18 protein-coding genes are annotated in these 19,227 nt (G+C 73.5%); 12 read left to right on the top strand and 6 right to left on the bottom strand.

Going from position 1 to position 19,227, the window contains the following annotated elements:
- Window positions 1-2 precede the first annotated feature (2 nt).
- Window positions 3-968 (bottom strand): D-2-hydroxyacid dehydrogenase family protein, encoded by a 966-nt coding sequence (locus tag ABZ370_RS25165; RefSeq protein ID WP_358624979.1) that lies wholly within the window; start codon window positions 966-968, stop codon window positions 3-5.
- Between the two features lie 73 nt (window positions 969-1,041).
- Here ABZ370_RS25165 and ABZ370_RS25170 point away from each other — a divergent pair, with 73 nt between their 5' ends.
- Both ABZ370_RS25170 and ABZ370_RS25175 read left to right on the top strand, forming a co-directional pair.
- Window positions 1,042-2,061 (top strand): 2-dehydropantoate 2-reductase N-terminal domain-containing protein, encoded by a 1,020-nt coding sequence (locus ABZ370_RS25170; RefSeq protein ID WP_358624981.1) that lies wholly within the window; start codon window positions 1,042-1,044, stop codon window positions 2,059-2,061.
- Window positions 2,062-2,399: 338 nt separating this feature from the next.
- Window positions 2,400-3,206 carry a prephenate dehydrogenase gene (locus tag ABZ370_RS25175; RefSeq protein WP_358624983.1) on the top strand — a complete coding sequence of 269 codons (807 nt, stop codon included), beginning with the start codon at window positions 2,400-2,402 and terminating at the stop codon, window positions 3,204-3,206.
- 125 nt (window positions 3,207-3,331) lie between these two features.
- Here ABZ370_RS25175 and ABZ370_RS25180 read toward each other — a convergent pair whose 3' ends face one another.
- Window positions 3,332-4,456: a galactosyldiacylglycerol synthase gene (locus ABZ370_RS25180; protein WP_358625197.1), complete on the bottom strand. Its 1,125-nt coding sequence runs from the start codon at window positions 4,454-4,456 to the stop codon at window positions 3,332-3,334.
- A 174-nt stretch (window positions 4,457-4,630) separates the two neighbouring features.
- Between ABZ370_RS25180 and ABZ370_RS25185 the strand changes: the two genes are divergently transcribed.
- The 3 genes from ABZ370_RS25185 to ABZ370_RS25195 all read left to right on the top strand — a co-directional run bounded on the left by ABZ370_RS25185 (window position 4,631) and on the right by ABZ370_RS25195 (window position 7,239).
- A complete protein-coding gene (locus ABZ370_RS25185; RefSeq protein WP_358624985.1) occupies window positions 4,631-5,467 on the top strand; it encodes an SDR family NAD(P)-dependent oxidoreductase in 837 nt (278 codons plus the stop codon).
- A gap of 7 nt (window positions 5,468-5,474) precedes the next feature.
- The gene (locus ABZ370_RS25190; RefSeq protein ID WP_358624987.1) at window positions 5,475-6,422 is read left to right on the top strand and encodes a DMT family transporter; all 948 of its coding nucleotides are present in this window, start codon (window positions 5,475-5,477) and stop codon (window positions 6,420-6,422) included.
- A 91-nt stretch (window positions 6,423-6,513) separates the two neighbouring features.
- Complete coding sequence (locus ABZ370_RS25195; protein WP_358625199.1) at window positions 6,514-7,239, top strand: polysaccharide deacetylase family protein; 726 nt, start codon at window positions 6,514-6,516, stop codon at window positions 7,237-7,239.
- A 54-nt stretch (window positions 7,240-7,293) separates the two neighbouring features.
- On the opposite strand, the gene ABZ370_RS25200 is transcribed toward ABZ370_RS25195, so the two are convergent.
- Window positions 7,294-8,244: a sensor histidine kinase gene (locus ABZ370_RS25200; RefSeq protein WP_358624989.1), complete on the bottom strand. Its 951-nt coding sequence runs from the start codon at window positions 8,242-8,244 to the stop codon at window positions 7,294-7,296.
- A 190-nt stretch (window positions 8,245-8,434) separates the two neighbouring features.
- On the opposite strand from ABZ370_RS25200, the gene ABZ370_RS25205 reads away from it, so the two are divergent.
- The 3 genes from ABZ370_RS25205 to ABZ370_RS25215 all read left to right on the top strand — a co-directional run bounded on the left by ABZ370_RS25205 (window position 8,435) and on the right by ABZ370_RS25215 (window position 10,709).
- A complete protein-coding gene (locus ABZ370_RS25205; protein WP_358624991.1) occupies window positions 8,435-9,316 on the top strand; it encodes an alpha/beta hydrolase in 882 nt (293 codons plus the stop codon).
- A 155-nt stretch (window positions 9,317-9,471) separates the two neighbouring features.
- Entirely contained in the window at window positions 9,472-9,804 is a 333-nt protein-coding gene (locus ABZ370_RS25210; RefSeq protein WP_358624993.1) for a hypothetical protein, read from the top strand.
- A gap of 53 nt (window positions 9,805-9,857) precedes the next feature.
- A complete protein-coding gene (locus ABZ370_RS25215) occupies window positions 9,858-10,709 on the top strand; it encodes an SAM-dependent methyltransferase (protein WP_358624994.1) in 852 nt (283 codons plus the stop codon).
- 36 nt (window positions 10,710-10,745) lie between these two features.
- On the opposite strand, the gene ABZ370_RS25220 is transcribed toward ABZ370_RS25215, so the two are convergent.
- The 3 genes from ABZ370_RS25220 to ABZ370_RS25230 form a co-directional block, all read right to left on the bottom strand.
- Window positions 10,746-13,574: a BTAD domain-containing putative transcriptional regulator gene (locus ABZ370_RS25220; RefSeq protein ID WP_358624996.1), complete on the bottom strand. Its 2,829-nt coding sequence runs from the start codon at window positions 13,572-13,574 to the stop codon at window positions 10,746-10,748.
- A gap of 129 nt (window positions 13,575-13,703) precedes the next feature.
- Window positions 13,704-14,645, bottom strand: coding sequence for a TauD/TfdA family dioxygenase (locus ABZ370_RS25225; protein ID WP_358624998.1), 942 nt, complete (start codon window positions 14,643-14,645; stop codon window positions 13,704-13,706).
- A 373-nt stretch (window positions 14,646-15,018) separates the two neighbouring features.
- Entirely contained in the window at window positions 15,019-15,939 is a 921-nt protein-coding gene (locus tag ABZ370_RS25230) for a LysR substrate-binding domain-containing protein (RefSeq protein WP_358625000.1), read from the bottom strand.
- A gap of 120 nt (window positions 15,940-16,059) precedes the next feature.
- On the opposite strand from ABZ370_RS25230, the gene ABZ370_RS25235 reads away from it, so the two are divergent.
- From ABZ370_RS25235 to ABZ370_RS25250, 4 genes are all read left to right on the top strand, one after another.
- Complete coding sequence (locus ABZ370_RS25235) at window positions 16,060-16,458, top strand: nuclear transport factor 2 family protein (RefSeq protein WP_358625001.1); 399 nt, start codon at window positions 16,060-16,062, stop codon at window positions 16,456-16,458.
- Window positions 16,455-17,663 (top strand): flavin-dependent oxidoreductase, encoded by a 1,209-nt coding sequence (locus ABZ370_RS25240; RefSeq protein WP_358625003.1) that lies wholly within the window; start codon window positions 16,455-16,457, stop codon window positions 17,661-17,663. Before ABZ370_RS25235 ends, ABZ370_RS25240 begins: the two co-directional genes overlap by 4 nt.
- 84 nt (window positions 17,664-17,747) lie before the next feature.
- On the top strand, window positions 17,748-18,890 hold the full coding sequence (locus ABZ370_RS25245) for an inorganic phosphate transporter (protein WP_358625005.1): 1,143 nt from the start codon (window positions 17,748-17,750) through the stop codon (window positions 18,888-18,890).
- Between the two features lie 69 nt (window positions 18,891-18,959).
- Window positions 18,960-19,205: a hypothetical protein gene (locus ABZ370_RS25250; RefSeq protein WP_358625007.1), complete on the top strand. Its 246-nt coding sequence runs from the start codon at window positions 18,960-18,962 to the stop codon at window positions 19,203-19,205.
- The last annotated feature ends 22 nt before the right edge of the window (window positions 19,206-19,227 follow it).

Below are 19,227 nucleotides of genomic sequence, written 5' to 3' on the forward strand. Positions count from 1 at the left end.
AACTACCGAGAGCTGAGGACACGGACCGGTTCGCCCGCGAGATAGGCGCGGATGTCCTCCACCGTGTCGCGGTAGTAGCCCTCGTAGTTGCCCCGGGTCACATAGCCCAGATGCGGGGTGCCCAGCAGATTCGGCAGCGTACGGAACGGATGCTCCGGACCCAGCGGCTCCTCGTCGAACACATCCACCCCCGCGCCCGCGATCCAGCCGCCCCGCAGGGCGTCCGCCAGGGCCGACTGGTCCACGATGGCCGCGCGGGAGGTGTTCACGAGGTACGCGGTCGGGCGCATCCGCCGCAGCTCGGGCGCGCCGAGCAGCCCCCGGGTGCGGTCGCCGAGCACCAGATGCACCGAGACCACATCGCTGGTCTCCAGCAGCTCTTCCTTGGAGGAGAGGAACCGGACTCCCTCCTCCGCCGCCCGCCCGGCCGTCAGATTCCGGCTCCAGGCGGCCACGTCCATGCCGAACGCCTGCCCGATCCGCGCCACCTTGGTGCCGATCTTGCCCAGCCCCAGCAGGCCGAGCCGCCGGCCGTGCAGATCCATGCCGACCGTGCTCTGCCACGGCCCGCCGTCCCGCAGCGCCGTGCTCTCCGGCACCAGGTGGCGGGCCAGACCGAGGATCAGCGCCCAGGTCAGCTCGACGGGCGGCTCGGAGGAGCTGGCCGTACCGCACACGGTGACCCCGTGCCGGGCGGCCGCCGCCAGATCGACGGAAGCGTTGCGCATCCCGGTGGTGATGAGCAGCTTGAGCCGGGGCAGCCGGGCGAACAGCTCCGCGGGGAACGGGGTGCGCTCCCGCATGATGACCACGATCTCGCGGTCCCCGATCGCCTCGACCAGCGCCTCCCGGTCGGTGAAGTGGCGCCGGTGCGACACCACGTCCACCGCGTCGCGGACCCCCGACCAGTCGGCCGAGGACAGGGCCACGCCCTGGAAGTCGTCGAGCACGGCACAGCGCAGTTTCATCGAATCCCCTCGGGCTCTTCCAACAGGTCCGTGCAGGTACGTTGTTTCTACCACCCACGGGGAAAGGGTCCTGGTGCGATACATCATCATCGGAGCGGGCGCGGTCGGCGGCACGATCGGCGCCCGGCTCCATCTCGCCGGTCATGACGTGATCCTGGTGGCCCGCGGCGCGCACTACGAGGCGCTGCGCGAGCGCGGACTGCGCTTCACGGCGCCCGAGTCCACCCACGAGGTCCCGGCGCCCGCCGCCACGGGCCCGGAGGACATCGAACTGCGCCCCGGCGATGTGCTCGTCCTCGCCGTGAAGACCCAGGACAGCGCGGCGGCGCTGGACGCCTGGGCGCCGCGCCCGGTCACCGGCGGCGGCACCGCGGGGGAGCGGCTGCCGCTGCTCTGCGCCCAGAACGGGGTGGAGAACGAGCGGTTGGCGCTGCGGCGCTTCCGCCGGGTCTACGGCGTCTGCGTCTGGCTGCCCTCGACCTATCTGGAACCGGGTGTGGTCGCCGCGCCGTGCGCCCCGTACACCGGGATTCTCAGCCTGGGCCGCTATCCCTCGGGGGCGGACGACACCATCCGGCGGGTGGCCGCGGACCTGGCGGAGACCGTGTTCCTCGCGCCGGTCGTACCGGACGTGATGCGCTGGAAGTACGCCAAGCTCATCAACAACCTCGCCAACGCCGTCGAGGCGATCTGCGGACCGCTCACCGGAGACGAGGCCCAGGCCCTCGCCGCGCGGGCGAAGGCGGAGGGGACCGCGGTCCTCGACGCCGTGGGCATCGCCCACGCCGACGCCGCCGAACAGGCCGCACTCCGCTCCGGCAAGGTGGAGATGCGGCCGGCCGACGGTGTGGAGCGCGGCGGTGGTTCCTCGTGGCAGAGCCTGACCAGGGGGACCGGCACGATCGAGGCGGACTATCTCAACGGGGAGATCGTGCTGCTCGGCCGCGAACACGGCATCCCGGCCCCGGTCAACGAGACACTGGGACGGATCGCGGGCGACTGCGCCCGGGAGCGCCGCGCACCGGGCAGCTTGACCCCCGGCCGCCTCACCGCCCTCGTCGACACGGCGGCGGCTGCCTCAACACCTCGGTGAGGAACGCCCGCTGCCGCACGGCGGCGGGCACCACCGCGACGATGGCAACCCCTTTGGCTCGGGCCGCGTCCCACCGCATCCGGGTGGCATGGGGGGCGCGCGGTGTTTTTCACGCCTGATACGTCGTCATCACGACGCGCGCCACCACTCCTGCGGATGACACATCCGGTCTGACAAGGGGGTTCGTGCCACCTGACTTCACGGAAAGTTGGCTGCTCCGTAGCCGTCAAGGCGGTCGGAGTTGTTTTGCGTGGTGGCACACAGGGCACCGCACACACCTAACAGCAGGCATAATCGCAGCAACGATGGGCGCAGACGCCCAGAAAGGGGACGAAGTGATGGTGAACGCGCTGAGTGCCGACAACAGTGTGGGCTCGACGATCGAGGCACTGAAGGCAGAGCTTCCGCAACTGGAGAAGCAACAGGAGGCCCTCAAGGGTGATTTGGACGCCGTCACGCAGCGGCTGGAGGTGGTCAGCACCGCTCTGAGCAGTCTTCAGGCCCTCTCGGGAGCCCCCTCGCTCCCGCAGTCCGCCAACGGCGACATCGCGGAGGCGAAGCCGGCCGCCGCGAAAACCGCCACCGCCACCGCCACGGACGCGGCCACCGAGGCCGAGTCGAAGCCGGCCGCCGAGGCGGCTCCGGCGACCCGGACCCCCGCCGCGCGCAAGGCCGCCATCGGCCGGCAGCGCAGCAAGGCCAAGTCCACCGCCGGCGGCCGGACCGCGAAGACCGCCACCAAGGCCACGGGCAAGAAGACGGCCGCCGCGAAGAAGCCCGCCAAGAAGGCGGTGGCCAAGGACACCACCACCAAGGACACCACCACCAAGGCCACCACCAAGGCGGCCAAGACCACCGAGAAGAGCGCCCAGACGAGCGAGAAGCCCGCGGCCAAGGCCGCCGAGAAGACGGCCAAGGCGGCGGGCACCTCCTCCGAGCGCTCCACCGGGCTCGCCGAGTCGGTGCTCGGCGCCCTGAAGAAGGCGGCCCGTCCGATGCGCGCGTCCGAGGTCAACGAGGCCCTGGGCCGCGACGAGACGCGCACCAACGTCAACTCGGTGCGCAACACGCTGGAGCGGCTGCGTACGACGGACCGCGCCAAGCGATCCGGGCGTGGCCTGTACGAGGCCGCGGCCACCAGCTGACCGCCGCTCTCCCGTCAATGCGCCGCCACCTCAGCGGTAGCGGATGCGGAAGTGGCGTGGGGGGAGGGTGGACCCGGACGCGTCGGCGGCTGGGCACGCGCCGGAGCAGCGGTCCACCCACTCCTTCAGAAGGGGTCACACACGGCCACCACCTCGGCCAGCCGGGCGGCGACCTCGGCGGGGTCGGTGGCGAACAGCCGTCGGCCCGCGGCGATACGGCGCGTCCGCAGCGCCGAGGGCTCGGTGAGCGCGTCGAGCAGGCGCAGCAGCTCCCATGAGTCCGCCGCCTGGTCCGTCAGGCCGAGGGCGGCCATCCGGCCGACCCCCTCGCGCCCATGGCCCGGGATGGGGCGGTAGCCCACCACCGGGACCCCGGTGGCCAGTGCTTCCAGCGCGGTCTGTCCGGCCGCGTTGTCCACCAGCGCCCGCGTCGCGGCCAGCAGTCCGGGCAGGTCAGGTTCCCAGCCGAGGGCCGCCACCCGCGGCCACCGGGACAGCCGGTGGCGCAGCCGTTCGTCCCGGCCGCACAGCGCCACCGGCAGATAGCCCGCGGCGGACAGCAGCCGTGCGGTGGCCGCCAGCTGGGTACCGGCCCCCCAGGCCCCGGCGGACAGCACCACCGGCGGTCGGCCGGGGGCGTGCAGATCGAAGCGGCGCCGCCAGTCCGCCGCCCCGGGCGCCGGACCGAGGAAACGCCGCGCCACCACCGGGCCGGTGGCCACCGCGGGGCGGCCGAGGGCCTGCCGTACCCGTTCGGCGGCCTCCTCGGTGACACACAGGTGCAGATCGTTGCCCGGATGCAGCCACTGGCGGTGCACCGCGAAATCGGTGACCACCACCGCGCTCGGCACCGTCAGCGCCCCGCGGGCCCGCAGCCGTCCGGTGAGCTGGGCGGCGAGGTGGAAGACGGGCACCACCGCGGCCGGGCGCAGCCGCTCGGCCAGCGCCAGCAGCCGGTCCTCGGCGAGGGCGGCCAGCGGCGCGGTGCCGGGCCGTGGCCCGCTGCCGGGGCCGGACCGGAAGAACGCCCGGTAGATGCCCGCGTAGACCACCGGGGCCCGGCGGACCGCCGCCCGGTAGAAGGCGCGCAGCCCCGGGCCGATCCCGGCGGGCAGCAGGTCCAGCACATCCACCCGGTCCGCCCGGTGCCCCGCGCGTTCCAGTCTGCGCACCAGCTCTCCGGCCACCGCGTCATGACCGGCCCCCATGCTCGCGCTGACCACGAGAAAACGCTGCGACGGCAGGTGCATGCTCATCTCCGATGGTCCGGGGCTCTTCTCCGATGGTGCGAGGCGCGGCCGCTCGTGGCTCACTGGAGGTATCCGCTCCGCGTGCCGTCAAACCGCGCGCTCCCCGGCCGGTGGTGTGCCGACGCCGCCGGTCAGCAGCGAGACAGCCGGTCAGCGGCGAGACAGGGAGATGCCATGGCCCGCCCTCTGCCGGACGCACACCCGCGGCGCGGCGCCGCGCGTGACCCGGCCGGTCCCGCTGCCACCGGGGCCGCCCCCACCAATGTCGGGGTCGCGCTGGTGACCGGCGCGTCCTCGGGGATCGGCGCCGCCGTCGCGCACCGGTTCGCGGCGGGCGGCGGCTGGCGGCTGCTGGTCAGCGGCCGCCACCGGGAACGTCTCGACCGGGTGGCCGCGCGCACCTCGGCCGTCGCCCTGCCCGCCGATCTCGCCACTCCCGAGGGCGGCCGTGGCCTGGCCGAGGCCGCCTTCCGTACCGCCGGGCGGGTGGATCTGCTCGTCGCGGGGGCGGGCATCGGCTGGGCGGGCCCCTTCAGCACGATGCCGCCCGCCGCCATCGACCGGGTGGTGGGCGTCGACCTGCTCGCCACCATGCGGCTGGTACGGCTCGTCCTGCCGCACATGCTGGCCCGGCGGCACGGCCACATCGTGCTCATCGGCTCGGTCGCGGGCAGCGTCGGGGTGCGGGGCGAGGCGGTGTACTCCGCGGCCAAGGCGGCGCTCGGCGTCTTCGCCGACGCCCTCCGCCAGGAGCTGGGCAGCCGGGGCGGCGTACGCGTCACCCATGTGGTCCCCGGCGTGGTGGACACCCCGTTCTTCGCCCGCCGAGGCGTCCCGTACACCCGCCGGATGCCACGCCCGCTGCCGGCCGAGCGGGTCGCCGACGCCGTGTGGGACGCGGTCGCGCGCGGCCGGGACGAGGTGTACGTACCGGCCTGGCTGCGGCTGCCCGTGCTGGTGCGCGGCGCGGCCCCGGGGCTGTACCAGCGGCTGGCAGCCCGCTTCGGGTGAGGGTGACATGGGCGTCCTGACCGTCCTCCTCGCGCTGCTGTCCGCCCTGGGCAACGGCGCGGCGTCCGTCCTGCAGCGGCGCGCCGCGATGGACCAGGAGCGGGAGCTTCCAGGGGACGGGGGCGGGGTGGGGCAGGCGCTGCGGCATCTGCTGCGGCTGCTGCGGCGCCCGTACTGGCTGGCCGGGGGCGCGGCGATGGTGGTCTCGGCAGTGGCCCAGGTGGGGGCGCTGGCGGTCGGGCGGCTCTCGGTCGTCCAGCCGCTGCTGGTCAGCGAGCTGCTGTTCACCCTGGTGGTGGGGAGTCTGGTGTTCCGCCGGCGGCCGGGCGGCCGGACCTGGCTGGCGTTCGTGATGCTCGCCGCCGGGCTCGCGCTCTTCCTCGTCGCGGCCGATCCCTCGCACGGCCACGCCACGGCCCGCAACGGGCTCTGGCTGCCCGCGGGTGCGGTTCTGGTGCTCGTCGTGGGCACCCTGCTCCTGGTGGCGCGGGCGCTGCGGGGCGCGGCGCGGGCCGCGGCGCTCGGCTGCGTGACCGCCGTCGGCTTCGCGTGTACGGCGGCCCTCATCAAGGAGCTCACGGGGCACTTCGGCGGGGGAGTGGCGGCCGTGTTCACCAGCTGGCCGCTGTACGCGGTGTGCCTCGTGGGGCTGCTCAGCTTTCTCATGCTCCAGAGCACCCTGCGCGCGGGCACCCTGGCCGCCTCCCAGCCCGCGCTGACCCTCGGGGACGCGCTGGTGAGCATCGCGCTGGGCTGGGTGCTGTTCGGCGAACGCGTCGAACTCGGGCTGCGCCTGCTGCCCGAGGTGGTCGGCATCGCCCTGATGGCGGCCGGGATCGTCGGCCTCACCCGGTCGCCCGCCATGGCACAGGGCTGGGACAGTAACAACACCACCACCGGCGCGGCGGTCGGGCCGACGGTACGGCGGGTCGCGGACGGCGGGAGCCCGTCATGACCCCGGGGAGCCGCCGTGAGCGCCGGGAGCCTGTCATGACCCCCGGGAGCCCGCCGTGACCGCCGGGCGTGCGGCGGCGGCCCGGACCGGTGTGCTGGCCCGGAACGCGGCGGCGCTGGCCGCGGCCGCGCATCTGGTCCCGGCCGGTACCTGGCTGCCGGGGCCCCGGCGCGTCCTGTTCCCCGCCCTGGCCGGGCGGGGCCGGTCCGACCACATCGCCCTCACCTTCGACGACGGCCCCGACCCCCACTCCACCCCGCGCTTCCTGGACGCCCTGGACGAGCTGGCGGTGACCGCAACGTTCTTCGTCCTGGGCGAGAGCGTGATGCGCTACCCCCGCACCACCCGCGAGATCGCGCTCCGCGGCCATGAACTCGCCGTCCACGGCTGGACCCACAACCGCCCCTGGCTGCCGCGGCCGGTCCGGGACGTCGCCGAGGTCGCGTCCGCCGCCCGGGCGGTGCGGCTGACCACCGGTGCTGTCCCGCTGTGGTACCGGCCTCCGTACGGCGTCCTGACCGGCGGCCGCTGGCTCGCGGCCGTACGCGCCGGGCTGCGGCCCGTCCTGTGGTCGGCCTGGGGGCACGACTGGTCCCCGAACGCCACCCCCGCCTCGGTGCTCGCCAGCCTCCGCGGCGGCCTCCGGGGCGGCGCCACGGTCCTGCTGCACGACTCCGACCGGTGCGGCTCCCTCGACTGCTGGCGCGTCACCCTGGCCGCCCTGCCGCACCTGGTCACCGCGTGTCGCACCGAGGGGCTGGAGGTGGGCCCGCTGGCCGACCACGGAGTGCCCCGGCTCCCGGCATCGCCGATGTGAACCCGGGAAAGTTGACGGTGACGCGCACCCGGGACGGGAGGGGGGTTCCGCCGGTCAGAGCCCGGTGCGCAGCCTGATCAGCGTGCCGTCCGCGTCCGCCTGCATCTGGACGACGTCGCACAGCATCCGGACGCCCCACAGCCCGAACCCGGTCTCCGATCCCTCCGGCGGGGTGAAGCCCCAGAGGGCGTCGGGGTACCAGTGGCCGGGTCCGGCGATCTCGCAGACCAGATCGCCGTCCTGGGTCCACACCCGCAGCTCGGCCGGGGCACTGCCGTGGCGGAGGGCGGTGTTCGCCACCTCGGCGACGGCGGCGACCATGTTGCGCACGGCCTCCAGGCCCATGCCGTGCCGACCGCCCCGCTCGGCGATGAAGAAGCGCACGGCGTCCAGGTCGGCCCCCTCGACCGGCAGCCGGTCGGCCGCCGCCGGGGCGGGCGGCAGCGCCCGGCGGTCACAGGTGGCGCTGAACGGGCCGGGGGCCAGGTACTCCAGGCTCTCCTCGGGCCCCTGACCGTCGATCATCTCGGGGTGGGTGCGGCGCGCGTACGTCAGGATCTCGGGGTGCAGCACCCGGCGGTCGTAACAGCAGATGGCGCGGGCACCGGAGTGGGCGAACGCCGCGTTCACGATCGACTCGTAGCGCGCCCACTCCACGACCTCCAGCGGAGTGCGGCCCTGCCACACCGGTTCGGCTATCACCCGGACCCGGCGCGGTGACTCGGCCTTCACGAACGAGTCGTAGGCGGCGATGGTCTTCACCGGGTGCTGGTACCAGCTGAGCGCGTCCTCGAACTGCACCGCCGGGGCGTCCTGCCCGAGGGCGTCCCGCAGCGCCGCGATGTTCGACTTGGCCGCCACCACGGCCACCGCGTCGTCGGCTTCCAGACCCGCGCGCAGGAAGGGGACGCAGACATCGACCACTTCCCCCTCGTCGCGGTAGAGGAACCCGCGGTGCTCCATGGCCTCGTGGTGGTCCGCGACGGTGCTGGTCGGGCCGGTCATGGGGGCCTCCCTCGGGCCGGGGCGGGGCATCACACGCGGGGTGCCCGATTCCGGTCTCGTCGACCCGGACGGCACAGCGCGCAGTCTGCCACCCTCACGGCCACCGCGCAGCCGGATCATCGTGCGGTGAGAAAAATCCCCCGATGCCGTGCGTGGACGTGTTCCTGACGGTGAATTAGCATCGCTGAGCGTGACAAAGGTCAAGAGCATCACCGCAAATGGACTTGAGTTCGGCTATCTCGAAGCGGGCCCGGCGGACGCCCCGCTGGCGCTCTGTCTGCATGGCTTCCCCGATACCGCCCACTCCTGGCACCACCTGCTGCCCGCCCTCGCGGACGCGGGCTACCACGCCGTCGCCCCCTTCCTGCGGGGCTACGCACCCACCGGCATACCCGACGACGGCGCCTACCAGGCGGGCGCCATCGCCTCCGACGCCAACGCCCTGCACGAGGCCTTCGGCGCCGACGGCGACGCGGTGCTCATCGGCCACGACTGGGGTGCCATCGCCGCCTACGGCGCCACCGCCCACGCCCCCGAGCGCTGGCGGCGCGCCGTGACGATGTCCGTGCCCCCGCTGGGCGGCGTCCTGCCCGACTTCTTCGGCTTCGACTACGGCCAGTTCAAGCGCTCCTTCTACATCTTCCTGTTCCAGACCCCGCTGGCCGAGGCGGCCGTCGCGGCCCACGACATGGCGCTCATCGACGGTCTGTGGCGCGACTGGTCGCCCGGCTACCACGACTCCGCGCAGGACATCGCGCACGTCAAGGAGAGCCTGAAGGACCCGGCCCACCTCGCCGCCGCGGTCGGCTACTACAAGGCCCTGTTCGACCCGACCCGCCACGTTCCGGCCTACGCGGCGGAGCAGGAGGCGATCACCGCCACCGGTGAGCGGCCCATCCTCTTCCTGCACGGCACCGACGACGGCTGCATCGGCTCCGACGTGATCCACAGCGCCAAGGACCATCTCGCGGCGGGCTCCCGCATCGAACTGGTCGAGGGCGCGGGTCACTTCCTGCACCTGGAGCAGCCCGAGCGGATCAACCGCGAGGTGCTGTCCTGGCTCGCCGAGTGACCGGCTCTCCGCACGCTCCGTAAGGCCCGCACGTCCCGGCCGGTATAGCGCCGTCGCATACCGCTTTACCGCCGCTATACCGCCGGTAATCCGCCCTCTCCGATGCTGGTCGCATCGCCAAGCCCCGCCGGTGGAGACGTGTCTGGAGAGGGTCTGTGAACGTCGACCAGCAGCAGCAACCGCACACACCGCACACCGAGACCGCAGCCCTCTACGCCTGGAGCACCTTTCAGGTGTGCGGCGGGGTGGAGGGCTCCGGCCCGAGCGGCACCTGCCGTGCCGAGCGGACCGCGCGCGCCTGTCTCGAAGCGGCGCTCCACGCCGCGGTGGTCCACTCCCACGCGTACTCCTGGGGACAGCTCAGCCGAGTGTCCGCGGACGTCGACCTGCCGTTCCACCTCTGGTCACGGGCCCCGGTCGCCTGGGCGGAACCGGGGCCCAGTGACACGGTCACCTGGCGTCCCGGTACGGCACCGCATCCGCGGTGACGGACCCGGCGAGCGGTTGAGGCGAAGCAGGCTTGAGGGCAGGGGAATCTCGGATGAACAGCAGCGGGCCCGGTATCGGGCTCACCACGGTGGACTGGCAGCCGGTCGACCACGGCCGCCATCCCGGCCATCGGGCGAACCCGGCCCGGGTCTACAACTACCTCGTCGGCGGCAAGGACAACTACCTCGCCGACTACGAGCAGGCCGAGCGGTTCCTGCGGATCGCGCCGGAGATCCAGGACACCGCCCTGGCCAACCGCCGCTTCCTGCACCGGGCGATGGCCGAACTCGCCGACGCGGGGATCAGCCAGTTCCTGGACATCGGATCGGGCCTGCCCGCGACGCCGAACGTGCACGAGATCGCCCAGGCGGTCAATCCCCGCTCCCGCGTGGTCTACGTCGACAACGACCCGATCGTGGCCAGTCACGGGCAGGCCCGGCTGGCCGTCCCCGGCACCACGATGATCAGTGGCGATCTGCGCGAGCCCGAGAAGATCCTGGCCCATGACGAAGTACGCCGACTGCTCGACCCCGGGCAGCCGGTGGGGCTCGTGCTCACGTTCATCCTCGACTACTTCGAGGACAAGGACGATCCGTACGGCATCGTCGCCCGGCTCATGGAATGGGCCGCCCCCGGCAGCTGTCTGATCGTGTCTCATGTCACCGGCGACTTCACCGACGATACGCCCGACGACCGCGACTGGGCTCCGCTCAGCCTCAGCCCGGTGGCCGCGGCCCCGCGCGACTACAACGGAATCATGGGCTTCTTCCACGGGCTGGACCTGCTCGACCCGGGCCTGGTGCAGTTGCCCGCCTGGCGTCCGGGCATCGGAGCCGAGCACGACCCCAGCCGGGTGTGGGCCTACGGCGGGGTGGGCCGCAAGCCGTACCCCGTGACCCAGTAACCTCCGCCCCCGGGCCCTGCCGCCCCCGGCCGCGCCTCAGTGCGGGCCGGGCCCCATCTGCAGCGTCATACAGGCCGGGAACACCCCGCTCCAGGTGTGCCCGCGCCAGCTCTCGTACGTACCCGGCCGCTGCCACACCGGCAACGCCTCGTCCAGATGCGCCCGGCCCTCGGGGAACTTCCCCTGCTCCATGTACGTGATGCCGATCTCGTACATCGCGAAGCCCTGATGGTGGACGTCACCGGTGCGCCGGGCCTGCTCCAGGCTCTCCTTGAAGCACGTCATGGCGTCCTCGGAGCGGCCGACGCCGCGGTACGCGCGGCCCAGGTTGCCCAGGCCGACCACCTCGGCCGCCAGATCCCCGGTGTCCCGGGCCAGCGCGAGCTGACGCCGCTGCACCTCGATGGCCTCCTCGAACAGCCCCAGTTCGGACAGCGCGTCCGCCAGGTTGCACAGCGACCGCTGCTCGCCGCGCTGATGGCCGATGGCGCGCCAGATCTCCAGCGCCGCCCCCAGGGTGGCCCGCATCTCCTCGTAGCTGTGCTGCAGCCAGTACGCGCCCGAGAGATGGTCCAGCGCCCACGCCTGGCTCTCCAGGTCGCCCAGCCGCCTGGCCGCCCCGACCGCCAGCTCGTTGACCGTCTGCAGGTCCTGGGCGTGCGCCCGCGGATACAGGAACCACTGCAAGGCCTGGGCCAGCCGGATGCCGAGCCGGGCGAGCGCGTCGGACTGGGTGACGGCGTGGGCGACGGCGGCCAGCAGATTGCCCGCCTCGGCCTTCAGCCACGCCTCCGCCTCCGCACGGTCCCGCAGCGGGACCACCACCGTGCCCTCGACCGGATGCCGTGGCCAGGGCCGGTGCGGGTCGAGCAGGGAGACCGCCCGCTGGGTGGTGGCCACGTACGCCGACATCGCCCGCTCCAGCGCCGCGGCGGGCTCGGCCTCCGGCTCCTCCTGCTCGGCCCGCTCCGAGGCGAACAGCCGGAGCAGATCGTGCATGTGGTAACGGACCGAGTCCGGGCTCTCCAGCAGCTGCGCGTCGACCAGCCGCTCCAGCGCGTTCTCGGTGCGGTCGGCGGGGTGGTCCAGCAGCGCGGCCGCCACCGGCAGGCTCACGTCCTGCCCGGGCACCGTGCTGAGCAGCCGGAAGGCGCGTACCGCGTCCGCGTCGTCGGAGCGCCCGCCGAGCCGGAAGGCGTCGTAGCTCACCTCGAAGCTGGTACGCACGGCCAGGTCACCGAAGCGCAGCTCGTCCAGTCGGCCGCGGGCGTCGGTCAGTTTGGCGACCAGGGTGCGCAGCGGCCACGCCGGGCGGGCGGCCAGCCGGGCGCCCGCGATCCGCAGCGCCAGCGGCAGACGGCCGCACAGCCGGGTGATGTCCTCGGCCTCCTCGCGCTCGGCCCGCACCCGCTCCACCCCGACGATCCGCTCCAGCAGCGCCACGGCCTGGTCGTGGGGGAGGACGTCCAGATGCAGATGGGTGGCGCCCTCCAGGGTGGTCAGCATCTCGCGGCTGGTGACCAGCGCGGCGCAGTCGGGCCCGGCGGGCAGCAGCGGACGGACCTGGTCCACGGAGGCGGCGTTGTCGAGGATGACCAGCAGCCGCCGCCCCGCCACCAGCGAACGGAACTGGGCCGCCGCCTCGTCCGTGTCGCCCGGCACGCTCGACCCGTCCACCCCCAGGGCGCGCAGGAACCGCCCCAGCACTTCGGCCGGTTCGAGGGCCGAGAGCCCGGCCGTGGTGCCGTGCAGATCGACGTAGAGCTGGCCGTCCGGGAACCGCTCGGCGAGCTGGTGCGCGGCGTGGATGGCCAGCGTGGACTTGCCCACGCCGCCGGTGCCGTCGATGGCCGCGATCACCACGGGCCGCCCGGCCCCGCCGCTTCCCCCGTTTTCGTCGCTCTGGTCGCCTTGATCCCCTTGGCTGCTTTGATCCCCTTCGTCGCCTTGGTCCAGGAGTGCCTGGATCACCGCCACTTCGCCATGGCGGCCGGTGAACGCCGGGCTGGCGGGCGGCAGCTGGCGAGGGCCCCGGGCGGCCCGGCGCGCGGCCGGGGCGGCGGGCCGCTCCTCCTTGCGGGGGGCCGGGGGCGCCAGCAGGGAGTCGTCGGCGGTGAGGATGCGCTGCTGGAGCCGTTGCAGCGGCGGGATCGGCTCGACCCCGAGTTCCTCGGCCAGCAGCCGGTGCAGATCGCGGTAGGCGGCCAGCGCGTCGGCCTGCCGACCGGAGCGGTACAGAGCCAGCATCAGACGGCCGCGCAGCCCCTCGCGGTACGGGTGCTCGGCGGTCAGCGCCTCCAGCTCGCCCAGGACGTCGGTGTGGCGGCCGCACCGCATATCGGCGTCGATACGGGCGTCCACGGCCTGGAGCCGGAGCTCCCCGAGCCGGGTGATCTCCGCCTCGACGGACGGGGTCGGGGGCACGTCCGCGTACGGCGTGCCCCGCCACATCGTCAGCGCCTCGCGCAGCCGCTCGGCGGCGTCCTCGGGGGACTCGGCCTCCCGGTCCAGCCCGCGCCGCCCCTCCTCGACCAGCTGCTCGAACCGGTGCGCGTCGAAGTCGGCCGTCTCCACCGCCAGTCGGTAGCCGTGCGCCTTGTAGCCCTGCTTGTCGGTGATCAGGGTCCGGCCGGACGCGTCACCCAGGCTCTGCCGGAGCCGCGAGACATACGTCTGCAGCACCTTGGCCGCGCTCTGCGGCGCCCGGCCCTCGCCCCACAGCTCGTCCAGGAGCCGTTCGGCCGGGACGGTCCGGTTGGCGTGGCACAGCAGCACCGCGAGCAGGGTGCGCCACTTCGCCGGGCCGAGGGTCGCCCATCGGTCACCGTCCCACAGTTCGAGCGCCCCAAGGACCCGGTATCGCACCCGTAACCTCCGAGGCCCCCTGCCACAGCCCGGCCTCTGTCTCGTGGGTCCCTGCGGACCGTCAACTCGTTGCCCCGGTAACGGTATACCTCACCGTTGGCCAAGGCTGCGTCGATATCCCGGCATCCGTCAGAACGGGCGGTCTCCCTCGATGGCCACCCGCTCGGCGACCCGCGGGTGCGGCGCGTAGTCGTTCACCGCGTAGTGCTGGGTGGCGCGGTTGTCCCAGAACGCCACGTCGCCGGGGAGCCACCGGAAGCGCACCTGGTACTCCGGTACCTGCGCCTGACGGCACAGATGGGCCAGCAGCCGGTCGCTCTCCTCCCGGTCCATGCCGGTGATCCGGGTGGTGAAGGAGGTGTTGACGAAGAGCATCCGCCGCCCGGTCTCCGGGTGGGTGCGCACCACCGGGTGCTCGACGGGCGGGAACACGTCCTGGAACGGGGCGAGCCGCTCGGGGCCGAAGAAGCGGGAGAAGCCGGGGATGAAGTCGTGCACGGCCGTGGCGCCGTCGATACGGTCCCGCACCTCCCGGGGCAGGTTGTCGTACGCGGCGGCCATGTCCGCCCACATGGTGTCCCCGCCGACGGGCGGGACCTCGCGCAGCTGGAGCACCGCGCCGAGCGCGGGCCGCTCCCGGAACGTGACATCGGCGTGCCAGACGTTCTCGAAGGTGACGGGGGCGCCCTCGCTCTTGTCGAAGCGGACCACGTCCTCGCTCGATCCGCTGACGAGCAGGGGGTTGGTCTCCAGCTCGCCCCAGTGCCGGGCGAAGTCGCGCTGCTGGGCGGAGGTGAGGTGCGCGCCGCGGAAGAAGAGCACCTTCCACTCCAGCAGGGCGCGGTTCAGCTCCTCGCGCAGCCCCGGCTCCAGCGGCCGGGAGAGGTCCGCCCCGCGGATCTCGGCCCCGATGGTGCGCCCCTGGGGCACCAGCTCGAACCGCTCGTACGGACGCTCCTGCCACCCCTCGGGCAACCGGCGCAGCGTGCGCGGCCCTTCGTACAGGCCACCCGCGGGTATGCGCGCATCGCGCAGCACGGGCGGGTTCGGCTGGGTGTCGATGACGGTCATGGTGTTTCTCCTCATGCGTGACGCGGCGGCGGCGAAGCCGCTGGGACGGATGGCAGAGAAGCCCTCGCGCCGCGCACGGGGAACCCGGTGGGATGCGGTGCGGATCATCGCGGACACGCGCTCGACGGCGTCGGCGTCGGCGGAGTCCGGGAGTGTCAGGAAGCGGACCGGGCGCGGGCCTGGCGGCACGCAACGGCCGTCGCGAGGGCCGGGGAAGGCCGACTAGCGGCCCGAGCGCTCACAGCCGGTCCGATCCGGGGCGCGAAGGTGTCCCGTCGTGTCGAACCGGTTCCTGATCATGGGGCCATTCTGGGATCGGCCGTTCACCCCTGTCAATGGCCGCTGTCACCGGACGCCCCCGTGGTGCGACCGGCTACGGGGGCGCGGTCTGGTCGCCCAGGGTGTGGCGGGCGCGCTCGATCAGGGCCGGGCAGGCGCGGGCGATCAGGGCGCGGCCCGCCGGGCCGCTCGGGCCGCCCGCCCGCCAGGCGAACACCAGCCGCCCGCGCAGCGCGGGCCGGGTGATCCGGACCGTCCGCAGCCGGTCCGCCCGCGCCTCGGCGAAGGCGCCGGGCAGGATCGCCGCGCCGAGTCCCCGCTCGGCGAGCTGGGCGAGCACCTCCGGATCGCTCGCCTCGAACGCGATATGCGGCGCGAACCCGGCGGCCGCGCACGCCTCGTCGAGCCGGGTGCGCAGCCCCGTACCGGGCGGCAGGCTGATCAGGGCCCGCCCGCGCAGGGTGTCCAGTGAGATGGCGGAGTGCACGGCCAGCTCATGGTCATGGCCGACCGCCGCGACGATCGGCTGGTCGGTGAGCACCCGCAGCTCGATCCCGGGCGGCGTCTCCCGGCCGACGCTGACGATCGCGGCGTCGAGCCGCCCCGTCCGCAGACCCTCCAGGAGCTGGTCCGAGTTGGCCTCGGACAGGGTGATCTCCACCGCCGGATGGGCGTCGTGGAACTCCGCCAGCAGGTCCGGCAGGTCGACGGTGTGCGAGGTCACCGTCCCCACGGCCACCTGCCCCCGGAGCAGCCCGGTCAGCTCGTCCACGGCCTGCCGCGCGCCCTCCACCGCGGCGAGCGCCGCCCGCGCGTACGGCAGGACGGCCTCGCCCGCCTCGGTCAGCCGCACCGAGCGGCCCGAGCGGTCCAGCAGCTCCTGGCCCAGCTCCCGCTCCAGCCGGCGGATCTGGGCGCTCACCCCGGGCTGGGCCACATGCTCCCGCTCCGCGGCCCGGGTGAAGTTCCGCTCCTCGGCCACGGCCACGAAGTAGGCGAGCTGACGCAGTTCCATAGCTCCCGATTCTATAACCAGTGCTTCTCATGGCCAGATCCATCATCTCTTGGACTTCTGATCCGAACGGCCGGAGAGTGGAGAGCAGGACGCAGGAATCACCACCCAGGAGGACCCGACATGACCGGCACACGCGAACGCGCCACCAGCCCCGAGGACCTGACCAGGCTGTTCGTCGAGCGCGCCAACGAGGGCGACGCCGAGGGCATGGCCGAGCTGTACGCACCCGACGCGGTGCTCGCGTACCCGCCGGGGGCCGCGACCGTCGGCCGGGCGGCCATCCGCGCCGTGTGCCAGGCTCTGCTCGACCACACGACGGAGCCCTTCCGGCCGGAGGAGCCGCTGCCCACCGTCCGCTACGGCGACCTCGCCCTCACCTCGACCCCGTCCGGCGACAACACCGGCGGCCGGGTGCAGGTCGTCCGCCGTGAGCCGGACGGCACCTGGCTGCGCATCATCGACCGCCCCGAGAACCGTCCCGAGGCCCGCACCGAGAACCGTCCCGCGGCCGGGCGATGAGCGTCCTCGTCGCCGGAGCGGGCATCGGCGGGCTGACCGCCGCGCTCAGCCTGCACGCCGCGGGTATCGAGGCCACCGTCGTCGAGAGCGCCCGGGAGATCCGCCCGCTCGGCGTCGGCATCAACCTGCTGCCCCACGCCGTACGGGAGCTGACCGAACTCGGCCTCGGCGACGCCCTCGCCGACCTCGGCGTGGCCACCGCCGAGAACGTGTACGCCGACCGGGACGGCCACCGGATCTTCAGCGAGCCGCGCGGCCTGGCACAGGGCTACCGCTGGCCGCAGTACTCGATCCACCGCGGGGAGCTGCAACTGCTGCTCCTCGCGGCGGTCCGGGAGCGGCTGGGCCCCGGCGCGGTCCGCACCGGCGCGCGCGTGGCGGGCTTCGAGCACGGCTCGGGGGAGACCGTCCGGGTACGGGTGCTCGACCGCGCCACCGGCACGGCCGGGGAAGAGGACGCGGAGGCGCTCATCGGCGCCGACGGGCTGCATTCGGCGGTCCGCGCCGAACTCCACCCGGACGACGGGCCCCTGCTCTGGTCGGGCATCCGGATGTGGCGCGGCACGACGAGGGCCGCGCCGTTCCTCACCGGCCGCTCGATGGCCATCGTGCGGGACGGGGACGTGGAAATGGTCGCGTACCCGATCGGCCGCGACCGGATCAACTGGGTGTGCCAGGTGAGGGTGGCCGAACCGGGCCCGCTGCCCGGGGACGCGGCCTGGAACCGCCCCGGGCGGTCGGCCGACGTACTGCCGTACTACGCGCACTGGGCGCTCGGCTGGCTCGATGTGCCCGCCCTGCTGGCCGACTGCGACGAGATCCTGGAGTACCCGATGGCCGACCGGGACCCGCTGCCGTCCTGGGGGAGCGGCCGCGTCACCCTCCTCGGCGACGCCGCGCATCCGATGTATCCGGTGGGTGCCAACGGCGCGTCCCAGGCCATCGTCGACGCCCGGGTCCTGGCGTACGAACTCTCCGCACCGGACGGGGTACGGGCCGGCCGGGCCCGCTACGAGGCCGCGCGCCGCGACGCGACGGCGGCCGTCGTACGGGCGAACCGGGCCATGCACCGGGACGGCGGGCGCACCCCACGGGAACTGGCCCGGACCACCGACACCTACCGGCGCGCCACCGGAAGCGAGGTGGAGACGCTGAACACCCGACCTTCCCTGACCCGCCGCCGAACCGGACTGGCGGGCGGGTGAACTCGCGCTTAGCGTGGGAAAGGCAGCGAATTCCGCGGATGGTTCGGCGCGACGGCGCGTGGCACTCCGGCGCGGGAGGTCCGGATGGGGTCCGTATCCTTCCTGCTCATCGTAGTGATCATTACGGCGCTGGCCTTCGACTTCACCAACGGCTTCCATGACACGGCCAACTCCATGGCCACCTCCATCGCCACCGGAGCGCTGTCTCCCCGGATCGCCGTCACCGTCGCCGGAGTGCTGAACCTGGCCGGTGCGTTCCTCTCCACCGAAGTGGCCAAGACGATCTCCAACGGCATCGTGGACGATGCCCGGGTCTCCTTGGCGATGATCTTCGCGGGGCTGGTGGGGGCGATTCTGTGGAATCTGGTCACCTGGCTGATCGGGCTGCCCTCCAGTTCGTCCCACGCCCTCTTCGGCGGGCTGATCGGGGCGGTGTGGGTGGGAGCCGGGGGATCGGCGGTGCGGTTCGCCGAGATCCTCGAAAAGATAGTGATCCCGGCGGTCGCCTCCCCGCTGGTGGCCTGCGTGGTGGCCACGCTCGCCACCTATCTGGCCTATGTGATCACCCGCCGCGCGGCGCGCGGGGCGGTCCGCAAAGGCTTCCGCGCGGGCCAGGTCGGCTCGGCCTCCCTGGTCGCTCTCGCCCACGGTACCAATGACGCGCAGAAGACGATGGGCGTCATCACCCTCTCCCTCATCTCCGCCGGGGTGCTCGACCATGGCACCGGACCGCCGTGGTGGGTGGTGCTGACCGCGGGGATGGCGATCTCCCTGGGCACGTACGCCGGAGGGTGGCGGATCATCCGGACCATGGGCCGCGGGCTCACCGACATCCAGACCCCGCAGGGGTTCGCGGCCGAGACCAGCGCCACCGCGGTCATCCTCGCCTCGTCCCATATGGGCTTCGCGCTGTCCACCACCCAGGTCTGCACCGGCAGCATCCTGGGCGCCGGGCTCGGCCGCAAGCTGGCCCAGGTGCGCTGGGGGATCGCCGGGCGGATCGCGGTGTCCTGGCTGCTCACGCTGCCCGCGGCGGCGGCCGTGGGAGGTGTCGCGGCCTGGGTCGCCGACCGGGGCGACGCGGGCGTGGCCCTGGTGGCGAGCGTCGCGGTGGTGGCGGCCGCGGGCTTCTACGCACTCTCCCGCCGCCGCCCGGTCACCTCGGGCAACGTCAACGAGCTGCCCGCCGCCGAACGCCCGGAGCAGGCCGTCCGCCCGGCGGCGTGACCCCGGCCCCGCACTGACGCACCCCACCAGATGCGGACCATGGACGGCGCGGCGAAGGAGGCGGACGCGATGAATGTCGAGTGGGGCACCCTCGGAGGGGTCTTCGGAGTCAGCCTGGGAATCACCGTCGTGGTGGTCGTGATGTTCTCGCTCGGCATCGCCGCCTGGGCCCGTGCCGCGGGCGACGATCGCGGCGGCGGGTCCTCGCCGAGGCGGGACGGCCGGGCGAAGGGGGCCGTGGCCGTCGCGGTGGTGTGCTTCGCCGCCTGCCTGGCGGTCGCCGCGTACGGCATCGACCTGATCATCCCGAGCTGACCGGCCTACCGGCCGACCCGGT

This window comes from Streptomyces sp. NPDC005962 (assembly GCF_040629205.1).
Lineage (GTDB): Bacteria > Actinomycetota > Actinomycetes > Streptomycetales > Streptomycetaceae > Streptomyces.